The sequence below is a fragment of the Pseudomonas sp. Irchel s3b6 genome, from assembly GCF_900187415.1.
Lineage (GTDB): Bacteria > Pseudomonadota > Gammaproteobacteria > Pseudomonadales > Pseudomonadaceae > Aquipseudomonas.
The window spans coordinates 41,720-61,079 of sequence record NZ_FYDM01000001.1 but is presented as its reverse complement, the minus strand read 5'-3'; the positions used below and the strand labels follow the sequence as shown (position 1 = coordinate 61,079).

15 protein-coding genes and 1 pseudogene are annotated in these 19,360 nt (G+C 60.4%); 5 read left to right on the top strand and 11 right to left on the bottom strand.

The features are described 5' to 3' along the window. The first annotated feature begins 6 nt into the window (after positions 1-6). The 4 genes and pseudogenes from CKW07_RS00290 to cobA all read left to right on the top strand — a co-directional run bounded on the left by CKW07_RS00290 (position 7) and on the right by cobA (position 6,794). Entirely contained in the window at positions 7-1,680 is a 1,674-nt protein-coding gene (locus CKW07_RS00290) for a bifunctional protein-serine/threonine kinase/phosphatase (protein ID WP_095143076.1), read from the top strand. 350 nt (positions 1,681-2,030) lie between these two features. Then, a pseudogene (locus CKW07_RS00285) lies at positions 2,031-3,234 on the top strand (NAD(P)/FAD-dependent oxidoreductase); the annotation flags it as partial. A gap of 73 nt (positions 3,235-3,307) precedes the next feature. Then, the gene (locus tag CKW07_RS00280) at positions 3,308-6,025 is read left to right on the top strand and encodes a nitrate reductase (protein WP_095143075.1); all 2,718 of its coding nucleotides are present in this window, start codon (positions 3,308-3,310) and stop codon (positions 6,023-6,025) included. Positions 6,026-6,035: 10 nt separating this feature from the next. Beyond that, entirely contained in the window at positions 6,036-6,794 is a 759-nt protein-coding gene (gene cobA / locus CKW07_RS00275) for a uroporphyrinogen-III C-methyltransferase (RefSeq protein WP_095143074.1), read from the top strand. Positions 6,795-6,867: 73 nt separating this feature from the next. Here the strand turns inward: cobA and CKW07_RS00270 are convergent, their stop codons facing one another. The 9 genes from CKW07_RS00270 to ppsA form a co-directional block, all read right to left on the bottom strand. Further along, entirely contained in the window at positions 6,868-7,839 is a 972-nt protein-coding gene (locus CKW07_RS00270) for an OmpA family protein (protein WP_095143073.1), read from the bottom strand. A gap of 108 nt (positions 7,840-7,947) precedes the next feature. Next, positions 7,948-8,538 (bottom strand): RNA polymerase sigma factor SigX, encoded by a 591-nt coding sequence (gene sigX, locus CKW07_RS00265; protein ID WP_011333251.1) that lies wholly within the window; start codon positions 8,536-8,538, stop codon positions 7,948-7,950. 90 nt (positions 8,539-8,628) lie between these two features. Next, positions 8,629-9,453 (bottom strand): mechanosensitive ion channel domain-containing protein, encoded by an 825-nt coding sequence (locus CKW07_RS00260; RefSeq protein ID WP_008048604.1) that lies wholly within the window; start codon positions 9,451-9,453, stop codon positions 8,629-8,631. A 2-nt stretch (positions 9,454-9,455) separates the two neighbouring features. Further along, complete coding sequence (locus CKW07_RS00255; RefSeq protein ID WP_095082672.1) at positions 9,456-9,701, bottom strand: CrfX protein; 246 nt, start codon at positions 9,699-9,701, stop codon at positions 9,456-9,458. A gap of 63 nt (positions 9,702-9,764) precedes the next feature. Further along, the gene (locus CKW07_RS00250; protein WP_095143072.1) at positions 9,765-10,760 is read right to left on the bottom strand and encodes a zinc transporter ZntB; all 996 of its coding nucleotides are present in this window, start codon (positions 10,758-10,760) and stop codon (positions 9,765-9,767) included. 27 nt (positions 10,761-10,787) lie between these two features. Then, a complete protein-coding gene (rraA, locus tag CKW07_RS00245) occupies positions 10,788-11,279 on the bottom strand; it encodes a ribonuclease E activity regulator RraA (protein ID WP_095143071.1) in 492 nt (163 codons plus the stop codon). A gap of 90 nt (positions 11,280-11,369) precedes the next feature. Beyond that, a complete protein-coding gene (locus CKW07_RS00240; protein WP_095143070.1) occupies positions 11,370-11,669 on the bottom strand; it encodes a Rieske (2Fe-2S) protein in 300 nt (99 codons plus the stop codon). A gap of 99 nt (positions 11,670-11,768) precedes the next feature. Then, on the bottom strand, positions 11,769-12,758 hold the full coding sequence (locus tag CKW07_RS00235) for an alpha/beta fold hydrolase (RefSeq protein ID WP_095143069.1): 990 nt from the start codon (positions 12,756-12,758) through the stop codon (positions 11,769-11,771). Positions 12,759-12,950: 192 nt separating this feature from the next. Further along, positions 12,951-15,326: a phosphoenolpyruvate synthase gene (gene ppsA / locus CKW07_RS00230; RefSeq protein WP_095143068.1), complete on the bottom strand. Its 2,376-nt coding sequence runs from the start codon at positions 15,324-15,326 to the stop codon at positions 12,951-12,953. A 176-nt stretch (positions 15,327-15,502) separates the two neighbouring features. Between ppsA and CKW07_RS00225 the strand changes: the two genes are divergently transcribed. Next, positions 15,503-16,321, top strand: a complete 819-nt coding sequence (locus tag CKW07_RS00225) for a pyruvate, water dikinase regulatory protein (protein ID WP_095143067.1) — start codon at positions 15,503-15,505, stop codon at positions 16,319-16,321. Between the two features lie 86 nt (positions 16,322-16,407). Here the strand turns inward: CKW07_RS00225 and prpD are convergent, their stop codons facing one another. Both prpD and prpF read right to left on the bottom strand, forming a co-directional pair. Then, positions 16,408-17,892, bottom strand: a complete 1,485-nt coding sequence (prpD, locus tag CKW07_RS00220; protein WP_095143066.1) for a 2-methylcitrate dehydratase — start codon at positions 17,890-17,892, stop codon at positions 16,408-16,410. 254 nt (positions 17,893-18,146) lie between these two features. Further along, positions 18,147-19,337 (bottom strand): 2-methylaconitate cis-trans isomerase PrpF, encoded by a 1,191-nt coding sequence (prpF, locus tag CKW07_RS00215; RefSeq protein ID WP_095143065.1) that lies wholly within the window; start codon positions 19,335-19,337, stop codon positions 18,147-18,149. Positions 19,338-19,360 lie beyond the last annotated feature (23 nt).

The window sequence follows — 19,360 nt, the reverse complement described above, 5'->3', positions numbered from 1 at the left end:
CCTTCGATGAGCCTGCAACTGAGCTTCGCCGAGGCCAGCGCCATCGGCCCTCGAGCGGAAAACCAGGATGCTCTGCGCCTGGTTACACCTACGGCTGAACTGGCGGCCAGCAAGGGCTGCCTGTTCGCCATCGCCGATGGTGTCAGCCAATGCGCCGACGGCGGGCTCGCGGCCCGGACTACCTTGCAGGCTCTAGCCCTGGACTACTACGCCACGCCGCAGACCTGGGGCGTGGCGCAGGCGCTGGACCGCCTGTTGCTGGCGCAAAATCGCTGGTTGCAGGCCAACGGCGGCGGCCTGCCGTTGCTGACCACCGTCAGCGCGCTGGTGCTGCGCGGAAGGCGCTTCACCCTGGCCCATGTCGGCGATTGCCGGGTGTACCGCTGGCACGCAGATCAGTTGCAACGCATCAGCGAGGACCACGTCTGGGAGCAGCCGGGCATGCAGCATGTGCTCAAGCGCGCACTGGGGCTGGATCAACACCTGGTGCTGGATTTCCTCGATGGTGAGTTGCGCACCGGTGAGAGTTTCGTGCTGCTGAGCGATGGCGTCTGGTCGACATTGGGCGACACGGCCATCGCGGCCATCCTGCGCGACCAGCCCGACCTCGACTGTGCAGCACACACCCTGGTCAACGCTGCTCACCTGGCAGGCAGCCAGGACAATGCCAGCGCGCTGCTGGTGCGGATCGACGCCCTCGGCGAGAGCAGCATCGGCGACGCGCTGATCCAGTTGCAACAATGGCCCTTGCCACCACCGCTCAAGGCCGGCCAATCCTTCGAGGGCTGGCACATCGAAAAGCTGCTGGGCCACAGCCAGCAATCGCTGATCTATCGCGTCCGCGACGGGCAGCACCAACCCTGGCTGCTCAAGACCCTGGCCGCCTCATCGAGCAACGACACCACGGAGGCCCAGGCATTGCTGTCCGAAGAGTGGTTTCTCAAGCGCGTGGCCGGGCGCAGCTTCCCTGAAATACACCCGGCGACTCAACGCCAGCACCTGTATTACGTGATGCGCGAATACCCGGGGGTGACCCTGGCTGAACTGTTCCTGCAAACCGGCCCCCTGCCCCTGGCCCAATGGCAGGCACTGGCCGAACGGCTACTACGAGCGGTGGGACTGCTGCACCGGCGACAGATCCTGCACCGGGATATCAAACCGGAGAACCTGTTGCTGGGGGACGACGGCGAATTGCGCCTGCTGGATTTCGGTCTCGCCTACTGCCCCGGCCTGTCCGAAGACCAGGCTCACGCGCTGCCCGGGACGCCCAGCTACATTGCGCCCGAAGCGTTCAATGGCCAGGCCCCGACACCGCAACAGGACCTGTATGCCGTCGGCGTCACCCTGTACTACCTGGCTACCGGGCACTATCCCTACGGCGAGATTGAAGCCTTCCAGCGCCCACGCTTCGGCCTGCCCGTCAGCGCCAGCCGTTATCGGCCGGACTGGCCGGACTGGCTGGGACAAAGCCTGGAATGCGCCCTGTGCGCCGACCCGGCTCAACGCTATGAAACAGCGGAGCAATGGCTCCTGGTACTGGAGCAAGGAGAGCGACGTAGCCTGAGTGTTCGGCCAAGGCCATTGCTCGAGCGTGAACCGGTGAAAGTGTGGCGCACGCTGGCCCTGGCACTGCTGATGATCAATGTGGTGTTGCTGTTTTCATGGCTGCGCGCCCCCTGAGCAGACCCCACGTTTTATGGCCGGCACCCTCGCCACCAGCCTGCACCGCTCCACGACCGGGCATCGCGCCTCCAATCGGTGCGTAAAACCGCCAGCGAAGACCCGATTCCCATCCACCACCCCAACAAACCCGCGCCGCAGGATAACTTGGCACAACCACTGCATTAGCATTGTCACCCTACATAAAGCCCAGCCTTCAACGACGAAGGCCGCGCTCCCCCGAGAGAACGGGACCAGGACAAAGGCGTCCTCGCTAGATCACTAGCGGGACGCCTTTTTTTGTTTGCGCCCAATAAACCGAGCCAGCCCCACCGGCCCGATGACACAGGCCTGAGCTTGCGGAGAAGCTGATGAAAAAACTCAAACTGGTGATGATCGGCAATGGTATGGCCGGGGTTCGCACACTGGAAGAGCTGCTCAAACTCAGCGGCGAACTGTATGACATCACGGTCTTCGGTGCCGAGCCCCATACCAACTACAACCGCATCCTGCTGTCGCCGGTGCTGGCCGGCGAGCAGACCTTCGACGAGATCGTGCTCAACGACCTGGGCTGGTACCAGGACAACCACATCAAGCTGCTGCTCAACCGTAAAGTGGTGGCGATCGACCGGGTCAATCGGCGAGTCATCGCCGAGGACGGCAGCGAAGCCGAATACGATCGCCTGCTGATCGCCACCGGCTCCGCACCATTCATCCTGCCGATTCCAGGCAACCGCTTGCAGGGCGTGATCAGCTATCGCGACATCGCCGACACCCAGGCCATGATCGACACCGCCAGGACCCACACACACGCGGTGGTCATCGGCGGTGGCCTATTGGGCCTTGAAGCGGCCAACGGCCTGATGCTGCGCGGCATGCATGTGACCGTGGTGCATATTGGCGAGTGGTTGCTGGAGCGACAACTGGACAAAACCAGCGGTCAGCTACTGCAATCCGCGCTGCAAGCCCGGGGCTTGAATTTTCGCCTGAGCGAACAGACCCAGGCCCTGCACGACGCTGGCAATGGCCGGGTCGGTTCAGTCCAGTTCAAGAACGGCGACCGCATCCCGGCTGACCTGGTGGTGATGGCCGCCGGCATCCGCCCCAACACCGAACTGGCCGAAACAGCCGGCATTGCGTGCAACCGCGGGATCCTGGTCAACGACACCCTGCAAACCTACGACCCACGCATCTATGCCATTGGCGAGTGCGCCAGCCATCGCGGCATTGCCTATGGCCTGGTGGCGCCACTGTTCGAGCAGGCCAAGGTCTGCGCCAACCACCTCGCACAACTGGGCTTTGCCCGCTATAGCGGATCGGTGACATCCACCAAGCTGAAAGTCACCGGCATCGACCTGTTCTCTGCCGGCGATTTCATGGGCGCGGAAGGCACCGAGACCATCACCCTGTCCGACCCCATCGACGGGATCTACAAAAAGCTGGTGATCAAGAATGATGTTCTGGTGGGCGCCTGCCTGTATGGCGACACCACCGACGGTGGCTGGTACATACGCCAGATTCGTGACAGCCGGAACATTGCAGACATCCGTGATCACTTGATGTTCGGCGAGGCCCTGGTACCACAAGTAGCCCCCGCGCCCCGGGTGGAGAACGAACAGGCCATGCCGGCCTTGCAGGAAGCCTGCTGATGAACCGCCAAACGACCGCCTCGACCTGTTGTTACTGCGGCGTAGGCTGCGGCGTATTGATCGAACATGACGGCGAGCAGATCCTCGGTGTCAGCGGCGACCCTACGCACCCGGCCAATTTTGGCAAGCTGTGCAGCAAGGGCTCGACGCTGCACCTGACCGGCGACCTCGCTGCCCGCGCGCTGTACCCCGAGCTGCGGCTGGGCAAAAGCCTGGCGCGCGGCCGCACCGATTGGGACACCGCCCTCGACCACGCCGCCAACGTGTTTGCCAGCACCATTGCCGAACATGGCCCGGACAGTGTCGCGTTCTATGTCTCGGGACAATTGCTGACCGAAGACTACTACGTCTTCAACAAGCTGGCCCGGGCACTGGTGGGCACCAACAATATCGACAGCAACTCCCGACTGTGCATGTCCTCGGCCGTGGTCGGCTACAAGCGCAGCCTGGGGGCCGATGCCCCGCCGTGCAGCTACGAAGACCTTGAGCTGAGCGATTGCGTGATGATCGTCGGTAGCAACATGGCCTACGCCCACCCCGTGCTGTTTCGCCGCCTGGAAGAAGCCAAAGCCCGTCGCCCCGGGATGAAAGTCATCGTCATCGACCCTCGGCGCACCGACACCTGCGATCTGGCCGACCTGCACCTGGCGATACTGCCTGGCAGCGATGTCGCGCTGTTCCATGGGATTTTGCATCTACTACTGTGGGAAGGCCGCATCGACCCTGCCTTCATCAGGGCACACACCGACGGCCTGGCCGAACTGAAACAACTGGTGCACAACTACAGCCCGGCCATGGTCGCGCAACTGTGCGGCATCAGCATTGAGCAGTTGCGGCTGTGTGCCGAGTGGGTCGGTACCTCGCCCGCTTTCCTGTCGCTGTGGTGCATGGGCTTGAATCAATCCACCGCCGGCAGTGCGAAAAACAGCGCGCTGATCAACCTGCACCTGGCCACCGGACAAATAGGCCGGCCAGGTGCCGGCCCCTTTTCCCTCACCGGTCAACCAAATGCCATGGGCGGACGCGAAACCGGGAGCCTGGCCAACCTGTTGCCGGGTCATCGCGAAGCGGCCAACGCCGAGCATCGCGCCGAGGTCGCGGCGTACTGGGGCGTGGACCAACTGCCAGAGGCCACCGGCCTGACCGCCATCGAGCTGTTCGAGCAGGTCAGGAACGGCACCGTCAAGGCGTTGTGGATCGCCTGCACCAACCCCGCGCAGTCACTGCCGGACCTGCACAACGTGCGCGCAGCCCTGCAGACTTGTCCGTTCGTGGTCCTGCAAGAAGCCTTTCGCACCACCGAAACCGCCGCCTTTGCCGACCTGCTGCTGCCGGCCGCCAGCTGGGGCGAGAAGGAAGGCACGGTGACCAACTCGGAACGTCGCGTCTCCCACGTTCGCCGTGCCATCGCCGCACCCGGTGAAGCGCGTCCGGACTGGGCAATCACGGTGGACTTCGCACAACGCCTGGAGAAGCACCTGCGCCCGGGGCAACCCCCTCTGTTCGCCTTCGAACGTCCTGAACAGGTGTTTGACGAGTTCAAGCAACTGACCCGCGGGCGGGACCTGGACCTGTCCGGGATCAGTTACGCCCTGCTCGACACCCTCGGCCCGCAGCAATGGCCCTTCCCGGAAGGAGCATCAAGCGGTACACCGAGGCTTTACGTCGACGGGCTGTTCCCCACCCCAAACCGTCGTGCGCAGTTTGTCGCCGAGCCTTACCAGGCTGCCAAAGAGCAACCCGATGCAGGTTTTCCGCTGACCCTGATCACCGGACGCCTGCGCGACCAATGGCATGGCATGAGCCGCACCGGCACGGCGGCGCAACTGTTCGGCCATGTCAACGAAGCCCTGTTGAGCCTGCACCCCGATGAACTGCGTCGGCATCGGCTCGACAGTGGCGATCTGGTCAACCTCAAGAGCCGTCGCGGCAATGTGATCGTATCGGTCGTCGGCGATGACAGCGTACGCCCCGGCCAGGCCTTTTTACCCATGCATTGGGGCGACCGCTTTCTCAAGGGCGGCGTCAACAGCCTCACCCAATCGGCATTCGACCCGCTGTCCAAGCAACCCGAACTCAAGCACAGCGGCGTGCGTATCGAACCCGTGCACTTGCCATGGAGCCTGTTCGCACTGATTGAGGGTGATGTTCAGCAGCATTTCGAGGACCTGCGACCGCTCTGTGAGGATTTTGCCTACGTCAGCCTGAGCCTCACCGGGCGTGAGCGCCCAGCGCTGCTGATACGTGTCGCCCATGCCCAGGCACCGGATCCGCAATGGCTGGACAAGCTCGATCAACGGCTGGGCCTGATCAACGGCCCGGTCCTGATGTACGACGACCCCAGCCGCTCCATTGGCAAACGGGTGCGCATCGAACAAGGCCGTATTACCGCCATCCGCCTGGCCGGAGAAACCCTGGCCCGGCATTGGCTGCACAACCTCTGGCTGGAGGGGCGTATCGACGAGCACCTGCGACGCTGGCTGCTGGCACCGTTAAGCACTCCACCCGGTGTCGCGAACGCTGAATCGGGCACGCATAAAACCCTGTGCAACTGCAAAAACGTCAGCCAGGGCGCCGTGTGCGCCGGCATTCGTCGCGGCCTGGATCTCCAGGGCCTGAAACAACAACTGGGTTGCGGCACGCAATGCGGCTCGTGTGTCCCGGAAATCAAGCGTCTGTTGGCGGCCACTGTGCAGCCCGTCGCAATCACCTCGTGAGGAACAGAACATGAGCGCAAAAGTCTGGTTGGTAGGCGCCGGTCCCGGCGACCCGGAATTGCTGACCCTCAAAGCCGTGCGGGCACTGAGCGAAGCCGATGTGGTACTGATCGATGACCTGGTCAACGAAGCGGTACTGGTGCACTGCCCCAAGGCGCGAATCATTGCCGTCGGCAAACGCGGCGGCTGCCGCTCTACCCCGCAGGCATTCATTCATCGCCTGATGCTGCGCTACGCCCGACAAGGCCAATGCGTGGTGCGCCTGAAGGGTGGTGATCCCTGCATTTTCGGTCGCGGCGGTGAGGAAGCCCAGTGGCTGCGCGAGCACGAGGTGGACGTGGAACTGGTCAACGGCATTACGGCGGGCCTGGCCGGCGCCACGCAATGCGATATTTCGCTGACCCTGCGAGGGGTCGCACGCGGGGTCACGCTGGTGACAGCCCATACACAGGACGACAGTGAGCTCAACTGGCGTGCGCTGGCCCAGGGCGGCACAACGCTGGTGATCTACATGGGCGTGGCAAAGCTCGGCGACATTCGCGAGCAATTGCTGGCAGGCGGCATGAGTGCGGACACTCCGGTGGCAATGATTGAAAACGCTTCACTGCCACACCAGCGAGAGTGCCGTAGCAATCTCACACAAATGCAGGAAGACGCCTACAGCTTCCAACTGAAAAGCCCGGCTATCCTGGTTATCGGCGCAGTGGCAGCATGCGCGGCACTAGAACGCGAACTGCCTTCAGACTGGCCGTCGAGCGCAGCGCGGTAATCGTCGACATCCAGCAAATCGCAGGCAAAGAAAAGCCCGGCCTAAGCCGGGCTTTTCGAGGCTGCGAAGCTAATTACTTAGCTTGAGCTTCAACCTGTGCTTCTACACGACGGTTAACAGCGCGGCCTTCTGCAGTGCCGTTGTCAGCAACTGGGCGGGATTCGCCGTAACCAACGGAGCTAACACGGCTAGCTTCAACGCCGTCTTGAACCAGAACTTGCTTAACAGCGTCAGCACGACGCTGGGACAGCTTCTGGTTGTAAGCGTCTGGACCTACGGAGTCAGTGTGACCTTCAACCACGGTGGTGGTCTGTGGGTACTGCTTCATGAAGTCAGCCAGGTTGGCGACGTCGGTCAGGCTGCCTGGTTTAACAGTAGCTTTGTCGAAGTCGAACTTGACGTCCAGCTCAACACGTACGGTTTCAGCAACCGGAGCTTCTGGCTCTGGTTCTGGAGCTACAACTGGAGCTACGACTGGAGCGGCGCCAGCGTTGCCGCCGAAGTTCACACCCAGACCAACCAGGGCGGAGTAGTCCCACTTGCCGTTGTCCATTGCGTAGTCAGCTTCAACGCCGGCACGAGCGAACAGATTGTCGGTGAAGTAGTACTTAACACCGGTACCAACGATAGCCAGGGTCGACTGATCGCGACCGCTGTGGCCGTCAGCTTTTACGCTGGTACGGCTCTGGTGGCCGAAACCGCCGGAAACGTATGGACGCAGCGAATCAACGCCAGCCTGACCGAAGTGGTAGGTACCCAGCAGGGAACCGGTGTCACCTTTGATCTTCTGGTTGCCAGTATCGCCGTTCGAACGGGTGTGGTGAGTTTGATCGTAGTTCAGATCGATCGACACATCGTCGGTCAGGAAGTAACCAATGCGAGCGCCTGGGTTGTAGCCGTCTTCGATGTTCTTGACGCTATCGTTGTACTGCTTCTTGTAGAACAGCTCGCCTTCAACTGCGCCTTGGCCTTGTGCCAGAACGCCGAAAGAAGTAGCGGCAATAAGAGTACCAATGGCCAAGCCCAAGGTGTTTTTCAGTTTCATCCGTTAAATCCCCATCTGGTGATTGTAAAGCAGTCCCGCAAACCGGGGGACAACTCGGCGACAAGTCTATCAGAACTTGCCTACACGTAAGAGATATTTGCGCCGAACCTATGTTTCGGCAATGCCTGCAAATTTCTCACGCAATTTATCAAGAGCACGCTTGTACCGCATTTTCGTCGCGCTCAAACCCATGTGCATGATATCTGCGATCTCCTGAAACTCCAGCTCTGCGACAAATCGTAGCACCAGAATTTCCCGGTCGATCGGATTTACATACACCAGCCAGCGATCAAGTCCACCCTTTTCCTCAGGTTTCGGCGCCTTTTCTTCCGACGCTTCCTCGAGGGGGTCCAGACTCAAAGCATCCATCAAGCGACGCTTTCGCCGTTCCTTACGATACTGCGTGATGCACTCGTTGTACGTGATGCTATATAGCCATGTCTTGAACTTCGATTTGCCCTCGAAGTTCTTCAAACCATACAGCACCTTGAGCATCACCTCCTGACAGACATCATCTGCATCGCGATCGTTCCCAAGATATCGTGCACAGACGTTAAATAATGTTCTCTGGTAACGCCGCATCAGCTCTTCGTAGGCGCGCGTTACGTGAAACAGCTCGGTGTGCGAGCGCGCGACCAACTCCTCATCAGAGAGCTCGCGGGGGTCGTAGCGCGTGGATAGCGTTTGGGCTTTATTCAAAACAAGTCGGGCCGACAGTCAGGTCAATGTCCACCGCTGCCCAAGGTCTCGGGCATTTTGCGGCGGGATACATTAGCAGGGTTTGCCGGGTTAGCGGCTACTAACATGCTGCTCCAGGAGAATCCGATTGGAGAGAGAGACTAGCTCACCCTCGTCGGTCAGCAATGTAGTTTTAACCGTGCCGATCTCCTCGATCTGGCCTTCGACCTCTCCAACACGCACTTGTTGCCCAACCTGATACAGCTCACGCACATAGATTCCCGCAAGAATCTGACCGGCAATTTCCCGGCTTCCCAACCCCATGGCCAAGGCAACAGCCAGACCAACGGTTATCAAAACGATCACAATCACGTGGTTCAGCAGGTCGGTTTTGACCTCCAACTGGCTGATCGCAACCGAAATACTGATGATGATCACCAGGCCTTGGGCGATCCGCCCCAGACCCGACGCATAATCCAGACCCACTCCTTCAGCGGCGCCGCGCACCAGCCCGTTGGCCAGTTGCGCCAGCAATACACCCACCAGCAACACCAGCGCGGCACCGAACACTTTCGGTAAATAAAGCGCCAGCATATCGAGCGTAGCCGAAACTCTCTCCAAGCCAAGGGATTCTGCTGCAGAAACCAGAAAAATAAGTAAAACGAACCAATAGACAATCTTTCCGATCAGGGTCGAGATCGGTACCTGAAGCCCTGCGCGGGACAACAGCTTGGTCAAGCCGGTACCGCCCATCAGGCGATCCAGGCCCAGTTTCGCGAGCAATTTCGAGAGCAGGGTGTCGAGCAGCTTGGCCACGACAAACCCCAGCAGCAGCACGACCAGTGCGCCAAACAGGTTCGGAATGAAGTTCGCTACCTTGGTCCACAACGCAGTCATTGCCGTGACGAGGCTCTGAGTCCAGAGATCAAGTTCCATATTCAATCAGCCTTATCAGCAGTGCGAACGGTAGGTTTACGACGGGAAACCGGCGAGACATGGGCCGATCCGTTATTCAGGGCGATCATCAGCGCCGGCAGCCAGCGGCCCAGCAAGCTGAACAGATCACCGGCACCGACCTGGCGGTTGGCGGTTTTCAGCACACGGCCAAGGCATGCGTCATCGTCGCGAGTGGACGGTGAAGCCTTGAGCATGTCACGCAAAGACTGTTCAAACGGATCGTGCATACGCACCTCTCGTGATATCTGTGAAAGACGCGATCGAGATTCTTCGGGTCACATGAACTTCCTTCACACCCAGCGCAAACGTCGAAACAGCCACCATTGACCCAGCGCCACCAACACCATGGTCAGGCAGGCAATCAAAAAGCCATAGGCGCTTTCGGCGAAGGGAATACCCCCGACGTTGATGCCCAGCAACCCCGTCAGAAAACTCATCGGCAAAAAGATCCCGGTGATGATGCCGAAGCGGTACATCGTGCGGCTCATCTTGATGCTCAGACGCCGGTCTTCGGCCTCCAGCACCAGGCCCACGCGCTCGCGGGTCAATTCCAGCTCCTCGAGGTAGCGCGTCAGGCTGTTGTTCAATTCGTTCCAGTAATCGCCGTCGTCCTCGACGAACCACGGCAGCTTGATCCGCGTCAGCTGGCCGAAAATATCTCGCTGGGGCGCCAGGAATCGCTTCAACCCAGCCGCTCGCCGACGAATCTGCAAGATCGAGTCATGCTCGGGAGCATACCGTTCGTCGGCATCCAGTTTTTCTTCTTCGGTATCGACGACTTCCGAGAGATCGCCCACCAGATCCTGCACCTTGTTGGTAAGGTACTGGGCCAGATAGAGGATCAGTTCGGAAGCGGTCTTCGGCCCCTTGCCCTCCTCCAGCCGTGCCAGTAACTCCTCGGTGGCTCGCAGGGGGCGTAAACGCAGGGAGATGACACGCTGGGCAGAGGCAAAAATCCGTACCGAGACCATGTCTTCCGGCACGGCTCCGGGGTTTAGGTTGACCCCGCGCAAGAACAGCAACAGCTCCGAGTCCGGCAGCGCCAGCAGGCGCGGCCGGGTGTTTTCCTCGAGCAGCAAGTCGCAGCTGAACTCGCTCAGGCCACTGGATTGGCGCAACCAGGTGCGGGTTTGCGGGTGACTGCGATCCCAGTGCAGCCAAAGGCTTTCATGGGGTTGCAGCTGCAGGTCATCCAGTTCAGTCCGGGCAATCGAACGCGCACCGCCTTTTCCATCGAGTACAAGGGCATGCACCAGCCCCCATTGCGCGTTATCTTCCTCGAACATCCTCACCCCTGGCGTTTTTTTCGGCGCTTATTCTGGCATTTTCAACGGACTTGGCGAGATGATCACGCCATTGTTGTCCGCATAAATGTAGTGCCCGGGATGAAAGGTCACCCCAGCGAACGTGACCGCCACGTTGAGGTCGCCAACGCCGCGCCTGTCGGTCTTCATCGGGTGGCTGGCCAGCGCCTGCACGCCCAGATCGGTTTGTGCGAGGACGTCGACGTCGCGAATGCAGCCGTAGATCACCAGCCCTTCCCAACCGTTCTTCGCCGCTTTCTCGGCCAGCATGTCGCCCAGCAACGCACGGCGCAGTGAACCACCGCCATCGACCACCAGCACCTTGCCGTTGCCTTTGAGCTCAACCTGCTCCTTGACCCGCGAGTTGTCCTCGAAGCATTTGATGGTGACGATTTCACCACCGAAGGAATCACGGCCGCCAAAGTTGCTGAACATCGGCTCCAGCACCTGCACCAGTTCCGGGTAGGCATCGCACAGGTCGGGAGTGAGGTAATGGTCCATCGAGAAACTCCTGCAAGAGAAAGAACACGATTGTGGGCTGTCGAAAACCCCAAGGTTACCGTACTTGAAACGAGCATCGGCACGGGATGTTTATACATCGATGCCGATACGATCTCCCTCGTACGCCACCTTCAGCATGCTCAAGCCGGGGCATGAGGCCTGCAGGGGCAATCCATCGGGCAACTGAAACTCGACACCATGCCGCTGACAGCGCAAGACATTACCCGCCAGCGTTGCGGTGTTCAATGGCGCGCCTTTGTGCGGGCAGCTGTCCACCAGCAACAATGGCTGATTATCCACGACCAGCAACAGCAGGCTACGCCCATCAACCTGAAATGTGCGCCGATACCCCTCATTGAGATTAATCAGACGCTCAAGTGGCACGAACATAAGCTTGTCTCAGCAACCGTTTGTGACCAGAACAGCTCAATTCGTCATATCTTAGCCGTTCGCGAATAAGAACGAAACGCCCTTGTTAGAGCGCCTGCTTCAGATCGCCGCGGCCAGATCCGGTCCTTGTGCCAGCAAGGGCGCCTGCTGATCCGTCAGCCAGCGCCGTACCAGCGGCCAGACCTCGGCCTGCGCGGCCTTGCTGACCAGCATCTCGACATGCCCGAAATTGTCCGCAAAGCCCTGCTCCCGCCCCAGGCAGATGAACTGCTTGTGCGGCGAGCCCATCTGCTCGAACAACTTGCGACAAGCCCAGTCCGGATCCTGATGATCGCTGCTGGCACTGACGGCCAGCACCGGCACCTGAACCTCGGACAACCCTGCCCACCAGTCTTTATCAGCGTCACCAAAGCGCCCGAACAGGCCGTACCAGCGCATGCCCTCCAGGGCCAGGCCAATCGGCTCGTCCTCCGGCCCACGCCTGAGACGAGAACCCGACAGTTGGGCGAAACGCTTGAGAATGAAGCGCCCACTCCACTCCACCGGCGGTATTTTCAACGGCCAGTAGGTACGGCTGACCTGGGTACCGAAAAAGGCCGCGGAGGCAACCGCAGGCTCGCCCAGGTACTGACCGCCCAAGGCGGCTGCCAGCGTGATGCCCCCCAGAGAATGGCCGATCCAGTGCGGCACCTGCCCGCTCTGCTCGCGGACGAACGCGGCAATCGCCGGCAGGTCGTAACGGGCATAGTCGGCCACCCGGTTCTTGCGGTACTGCTGATTGCGCTGCGACAAGCCGTGGCCGCGCATTTCCGGGATCCACACATCAAAACCGGCGCGCGCCAGATAGGCTCCCAACCCAAGGCCCTTGGGTGAAAACCAGAAACGCCGGTTGGAAAAGCTGCCGTGCAGCAAGATGACCGGAACACCGCGCACGGCGGGTTCATCGGCCATGCCCAGGCGGGTAACGGCCAGCTCAACGGTGCCGTCCGGGCTGTTGCCCGGCTTCAGGCGATAGACGTCCTCGCTCAGATCGCCGCGACGCTCGGCGCTGATCAAGGCGACAGGAAACAGGTTGCTGCTGCTTTGCATAATGTTCTTGCACAAAAAAGGGCGGCATCCGGAGGAGCCCGCCCTACTTGAATCTCAAAACAGGCCGCTTATGTAGGAGCGAGCTTGCTCGCGATGGAAGCCGGAACAACGCGTTTATCCAGCAAACGCGCGTTATCGTTAACGACCATCGCGAGCAAGCTCGCTCCTACAGTGAGCGACCTGTTCACACCATCAAGCCGAAGCTTGGCCTTCGGCCAGGAAGAACCAGGTTTCCAGAACGGAATCGGGGTTCAACGAAACGCTTTCGATGCCCTGCTCCATCAGCCACTTGGCCAGATCAGGGTGGTCGGAAGGGCCCTGACCGCAAATACCGATGTATTTGCCGGCCTTGTTGCAGGCGGCAATCGCATTGGCCAACAGCTTCTTGACCGCAGGATTACGCTCGTCGAACAGGTGCGCGATGATGCCGGAGTCACGGTCCAGGCCCAGGGTCAGCTGGGTCAGGTCGTTGGAACCGATGGAGAAACCGTCGAAGAACTCGAGAAACTCTTCAGCCAGGATCGCGTTGGACGGCAGTTCGCACATCATGATGACGCGCAGACCGTTGTCGCCGCGTGCCAGGCCGTTTTCAGCCAACAGGTCAACCACCTGGCTGGCTTCGCCCAAGGTCCGCACGAACGGCACCATGATTTCGACGTTGGTCAAGCCCATCTCGTTGCGCACGCGCTTGAGGGCACGGCATTCGAGCTCGAAGCAGTCGCGGAATGATTCGCTGATGTAACGCGAAGCGCCACGGAAGCCCAGCATCGGGTTCTCTTCTTCCGGCTCGTACAGCTTGCCGCCGATCAGGTTGGCGTATTCGTTGGACTTGAAGTCCGACAGACGCACGATGACCTTCTTCGGCCAGAACGCAGCGGCCAGGGTGCTGATGCCCTCGACCAGCTTCTCGACGTAGAAACCGACTGGATCATCGTAGCCGGCGATGCGCTTGTCGACGCTGTCCTTGATCTCTGACGGCAGGCCGTCGTAGTTCAGCAACGCCTTGGGGTGCACGCCGATCATGCGGTTGATGATGAACTCCAGGCGAGCCAGGCCCACGCCGGCGTTCGGCAGCTGCGCGAAGTCGAATGCGCGATCCGGGTTGCCGACGTTCATCATGATCTTGAACGGCAGGTCCGGCATGGCGTCGACGGAGTTTTTCTTCACATCGAAGCCCAGTTCGCCTTCGAAGATGAAACCGGTGTCGCCTTCGGCGCAGGAAACGGTCACGCCCTGACCGTCTTTCAACAGCTGGGTGGCGTTACCGCAACCGACTACGGCCGGAATACCCAGCTCACGGGCAATGATCGCCGCATGGCAGGTACGGCCGCCGCGGTTGGTCACGATGGCACTGGCACGCTTCATCACCGGTTCCCAGTCCGGGTCGGTCATGTCGGACACCAGCACGTCGCCCGGCTGGACTTTGTCCATCTCGGAAACGTCCTTGATGATGCGGACCTTGCCGGCGCCGATACGCTGGCCGATAGCGCGACCTTCCACCAGCACGGTGCCGGTTTCCTTCAACAAGTAACGTTCCATGACGTTGGCCTGGCTGCGGCTCTTCACGGTTTCAGGGCGGGCCTGAACGATGTACAGCTTACCGTCGTCACCGTCCTTGGCCCATTCGATGTCCATCGGGCACTTGTAGTGCTGCTCGATGATCATCGCCTGCTTGGCCAGCTCGCTGACTTCGGCGTCGCTGAGGCAGAAACGTGCACGATCGGCCTTGTCGACATCGATGGTCTTGACCGACTTGCCGGCCGTGGCCACTTCGCCGTAGATCATTTTGATGGCTTTGCTGCCCAGATTGCGGCGCAAAATGGCCGGGCGACCGGCTGCCAGCGTGTGCTTGTGAACGTAGAATTCGTCCGGGTTCACCGCGCCTTGTACGACGGTTTCGCCCAGGCCGTAGGCGCCGGTGATGAACACCACGTCGCGGAAACCCGATTCGGTGTCGAGGGTGAACATCACGCCGGCAGTGCCGGTTTCCGAGCGCACCATGCGCTGCACACCGGCAGACAAGGCCACCAGCTTGTGGTCGAAGCCCTGGTGCACGCGGTAGGAAATGGCGCGGTCGTTGAACAAGGAGGCGAACACTTCCTTGGCGGCGCGGATGACGTTCTCGACACCGCGGATGTTCAGGAAGGTTTCCTGCTGACCGGCGAAGGACGCGTCCGGCAAGTCTTCGGCGGTGGCCGAAGAACGCACGGCGACCGCCATGTCCGGGTTACCGGCCGACAGGCTGGCGAACGCGGTGCGAATCTCGGCGTTGAGACGCTCCGGGAACTCGGCTTCCATGATCCACTGACGGATTTGCGCGCCGGTCTTGGCCAGGGCGTTGACGTCATCGACGTCCAGCGCATCGAGCGCGGCGTGGATCTGGTCGTTCAAACCACTTAATTCGAGAAAATCACGATAAGCCTGAGCTGTCGTGGCGAAGCCACCCGGGACCGATACACCGGCACCTGCAAGGTTACTGATCATCTCGCCCAGGGATGCGTTCTTGCCCCCCACATGCTCCACATCATGGACGCCGAGCTTATCGAGGGAAACTACGTACTCTACCAAGGTGATCTCTCCACTAACTGTGTTGGAAAAGCTCAGGGCACTGGCCGCTCTTCATGAGCATTTGCCAGCAATATGGCCTGGACCTGGAAAATAAGTGAGAATGCCAGCCAATCCAGGCCGACAAATCGCGCCTATCATATCCAAGATTCGTCACCAGCTTAAGGCCCAAGGCGCAAATGAAACGATCTGCTTTCTTTATCTCCGATGGCACGGGCATTACGTCCGAAACTCTGGGTCAAAGCCTGTTGGCGCAGTTCGAAAACATAACCTTCAGCAAAGTCATTCGTCCGTACATCGACAACGCCGACAAAGCGCGGGCCATGGTACAACAAATCAACGCAGCCGCCGAAAAGGACGGCTTTCGCCCGATCATCTTCGACACAATCGTCAATCAGGACATACGTGAGATTCTCGCCACCTCCAATGGTTTCATGATCGACATTTTTTCCACCTTCCTCGCCCCGCTGGAGCAGGAATTGAGCGAGCACTCCTCGTACTCGGTCGGCAAGTCCCATTCCATTGGCCACAACTCCAATTACATGGAGCGTATCGAGGCGGTGAACTTCGCCCTGGACAACGACGACGGTGCCCGTACCCACTACTACGACAAAGCCGACCTGATCCTGGTGGGCGTGTCGCGCTGCGGCAAAACCCCCACCTGCCTGTATATGGCCATGCAATTCGGTATCCGCGCGGCCAACTACCCGCTGACCGAAGACGACATGGAGCGCCTGCAACTGCCCAATGCCCTGCGCGCCCACCAGCACAAGCTGTTCGGCTTGACCATCGACCCGGACCGCCTCACCGCGATCCGCAACGAGCGCAAGCCCAACAGCCGCTATTCGAGCTACGCCCAGTGCGAGTTCGAGGTGCGCGAGGTGGAAAACCTGTTCCGTCGCGAGAACATCCCGCACATCAACTCCACCCACTTCTCCGTGGAAGAGATTTCCGCGAAGATCCTGGTGGAAAGAGGCGTGGAGCGGCGCTTCAAATAATAGGGGCTGCTGCAAGCCACAAGCTTCAAGCGGCAAGCTCTATGGCGCTCCGGCCTTGACTTGCAGCTTTAAGCTTGACGCTGCATTTAAATCACGAACAAGTCCATGAAACGGTTGACCGGTGTCGCTTCGAGTGCAGCCTGATCCTTGCACAGGGCAAGAATCTGCGCCGAACGCTGGGCGGTGAACCGGGTGGCCAGGTTGGCCTTGAATTTGTCTTCCAGCAGCGGAATACCCTCGGCACGACGGCGACGATGTCCGATCGGGTACTCGACCACCACCTGCTCCGTGCTTGAACCGTCCTTGAAGAACACCTGTAGTGCATTGGCGATGGAACGCTTGTCGGCCTCCAGGTACTCGCGGGTGTAGCGCGGCTCTTCGATAATCTCCATCTTCTCGCGCAACACATCGATGATCGGGTGCGCTGCATGAAAGGCGTCTTCGTACTGCTCCGCCACCAGGTTGCCGAAGGCCAGAGGGACGGCGGTCATGTATTGGATGCAGTGGTCACGGTCAGCGGCATTGGCCAGCGGACCAACCTTGGAAATGATGCGGATCGCCGACTCGTGAGTGGTGATGACGATCTTGTCGATTTCATGCAGACGATTGCGCACCTGCGGATGCAACGTCACCGCGGCCTCGCAGGCGGTTTGCGCGTGGAATTCGGCCGGAAAACTGATCTTGAACAGCACGTTTTCCATGACGTAGATGCCGTACGGCTGCGAGAAGCTCAAGGCCCGCTTGTCTTCGGACTTGAGCGCCAGGTCCTTGTTGGTGTGGCTGAACAGCACATCGTAGAAACCCCACTGCGGTGCGGTCAGCACACCCGGGATGCCCATTTCGCCACGCAGTGCGATATCCGCCAGGCGCACGCCTCGACTGGACGCATCGCCCGCCGCCCAGGACTTGCGCGAGCCGGCATTCGGCGCATGACGGTAAGTGCGCAACGCCTGGCCATCGACAAAGGCGTGGGACAACGCTGACAACAGTTGCTCGCGGTTAGCGCCCATGAGTTTGGCCGCCACGGCGGTAGACGCGACTTTGACCAGCAGCACATGATCGAGACCGACCCGATTGAAGGAGTTCTCCAGTGCAATCACGCCTTGAATCTCATGGGCCATGATCATTGCGTCCAGCACCGCCCGCATGGTCAACGGCGCCTCGCCATTGGCGACGCGTTTTTGCGACAGGTGATCGCTGATCGCCAGAATCGCCCCCAGATTGTCCGAGGGATGGCCCCACTCAGCGGCCAGCCAGGTGTCGTTGTAGTCGAGCCAGCGTACGATGCAGCCGATGTCCCAGGCAGCCTTGACTGGATCCAGGCGGTAACTCGTACCGGGAACACGCGCGCCACAGGGCACGACGGTGCCTTCGACGACAGGGCCCAGGTGCTTGGTGCATTCGGGAAAGCGCAGGGCCAACAGGCCGCAGCCCAAGGTGTCCATCAGACAATTGCGAGCCGTGTCCAAAGCCTCTTGGGACTCGATCTGGAAACCCAGTACATAGTCGGCAATGTCCTGCAGGACCTTGTCGTAGTCAGGGCGGGTGTTCAGGTCAACGTTGGCGCTCATGTTCGATTCACTCGGCAAGTGGTTCGTTGATGGGACCTCGGTTCAGATAAATCTCAGTCGGCAACTACGTTCTTATTTTGGAATGTGATCCAAGTGTAGGAGCGAGCAGGCTCGCGATGAACTCAAGAGCAGCGCGTTTAATCAGAAAACACGCGTTATCGTTAACGTCCATCGCGAGCCCGCTCGCTCCTACAAAAGGTCGGCGTTCGCTTAACTGAACAGCATTACGCTCCCACAGGGGTTTGTTGCCTGGTTCAGAAAGAGTCGCCCGGCACCCGTACAAACCCTTCCATCAACACCCGCGCGCTGCGGCTCATGATGGCCTTGGTCACGGTCCATTCGCCGTCAACCTGACGGGCTTCGGCGCCGACGCGCAAGGTGCCCGACGGGTGCCCGAAACGCACGGCATTGCGATCAACACCACCGGCCGCCAGGTTTACCAGCGTGCCGTTGATGGCCGCGGCCGTACCGATGGCCACGGCTGCGGTGCCCATCATCGCGTGGTGCAACTTGCCCATGGACAGCGCACGCACCAACAGGTCGATGTCCTGTGCCGCGACCGCCTTGCCACTGGAAGAAACGTAGCCGGCAGCCGGCGCAACGAACGCCACCTTGGGGGTGTGTTGACGCTTGGCCGCTTCGTCCAGGTTCGAGATCAGGCCCATGCGCAATGCGCCGTAGGCACGAATGGTTTCGAACATGGCCAGCGCTTTCGGGTCGCTGTTGATGTCGCCCTGCAACTCGGCGCCGGTGTAACCGATATCCTGCGCATTGACGAAGATGGTCGGGATACCGGCATTGATCATGGTGGCCTTGAAGGTACCGACGCCAGGCACTTCCAGGTCATCCACCAGGTTGCCGGTCGGGAACATCGAACCGCCCGCGCCCTCTTCCTCGGCCGCTGGACTGATGAACTCCAGTTGCACTTCAGCGGCGGGAAAGGTCACGCCATCGAGCTCGAAATCACCGGTCTCCTGCACCGCACCGTCGGTGACGGGTACATGGGCGATGATGGTCTTGCCAATGTTGGCCTGCCAGATTCGCACCACGGCCACGCCGTTGTGCGGCACGCGACTGGCATCGACCAGGCCGCTGCTGATGGCGAATGAACCGACGGCCGCCGAGAGGTTGCCGCAGTTGCCACTCCAGTCGACAAAAGGCTTGTCGATGGACACCTGACCAAACAGGTAATCGACGTCGTGATCGGCCTTGAGGCTCTTGGACACGATCACCGTCTTGCTGGTGCTGGAGGTCGCCGCGCCCATGCCGTCGATCTGTTTTTCGTAAGGGTCGGGGCTGCCAATCACGCGCAGCAGCAAGGCATCGCGGGACGCGCCCGGCACCTGCGCCGATTCAGGCAAATCCTGCAGGCTGAAGAACACGCCTTTACTGGTACCGCCACGCATGTAGGTCGCGGGAATCTTTATCTGAGGTACGTGAGCCATAGTATTCCTTGTGTGCCGGGACA

Coding starts and splice junctions, on each gene's coding strand:
- CKW07_RS00225 (WP_095143067.1), top strand. CDS start 15,503: ATGAAACGATCTGCTTTCTTTATCTCCGATGGCACGGGCATTACGTCC.
- CKW07_RS00255 (WP_095082672.1), bottom strand. CDS start 9,701: ATGCACGATCCGTTTGAACAGTCTTTGCGTGACATGCTCAAGGCTTCA.
- CKW07_RS00260 (WP_008048604.1), bottom strand. CDS start 9,453: ATGGAACTTGATCTCTGGACTCAGAGCCTCGTCACGGCAATGACTGCG.
- CKW07_RS00240 (WP_095143070.1), bottom strand. CDS start 11,669: ATGTTCGTGCCACTTGAGCGTCTGATTAATCTCAATGAGGGGTATCGG.
- CKW07_RS00235 (WP_095143069.1), bottom strand. CDS start 12,758: ATGCAAAGCAGCAGCAACCTGTTTCCTGTCGCCTTGATCAGCGCCGAG.
- prpD (WP_095143066.1), bottom strand. CDS start 17,892: ATGAGCGCCAACGTTGACCTGAACACCCGCCCTGACTACGACAAGGTC.
- rraA (WP_095143071.1), bottom strand. CDS start 11,279: ATGGACCATTACCTCACTCCCGACCTGTGCGATGCCTACCCGGAACTG.
- cobA (WP_095143074.1), top strand. CDS start 6,036: ATGAGCGCAAAAGTCTGGTTGGTAGGCGCCGGTCCCGGCGACCCGGAA.
- CKW07_RS00290 (WP_095143076.1), top strand. CDS start 7: ATGAGCCTGCAACTGAGCTTCGCCGAGGCCAGCGCCATCGGCCCTCGA.
- CKW07_RS00250 (WP_095143072.1), bottom strand. CDS start 10,760: ATGTTCGAGGAAGATAACGCGCAATGGGGGCTGGTGCATGCCCTTGTA.
- CKW07_RS00270 (WP_095143073.1), bottom strand. CDS start 7,839: ATGAAACTGAAAAACACCTTGGGCTTGGCCATTGGTACTCTTATTGCC.
- CKW07_RS00280 (WP_095143075.1), top strand. CDS start 3,308: ATGAACCGCCAAACGACCGCCTCGACCTGTTGTTACTGCGGCGTAGGC.
- prpF (WP_095143065.1), bottom strand. CDS start 19,337: ATGGCTCACGTACCTCAGATAAAGATTCCCGCGACCTACATGCGTGGC.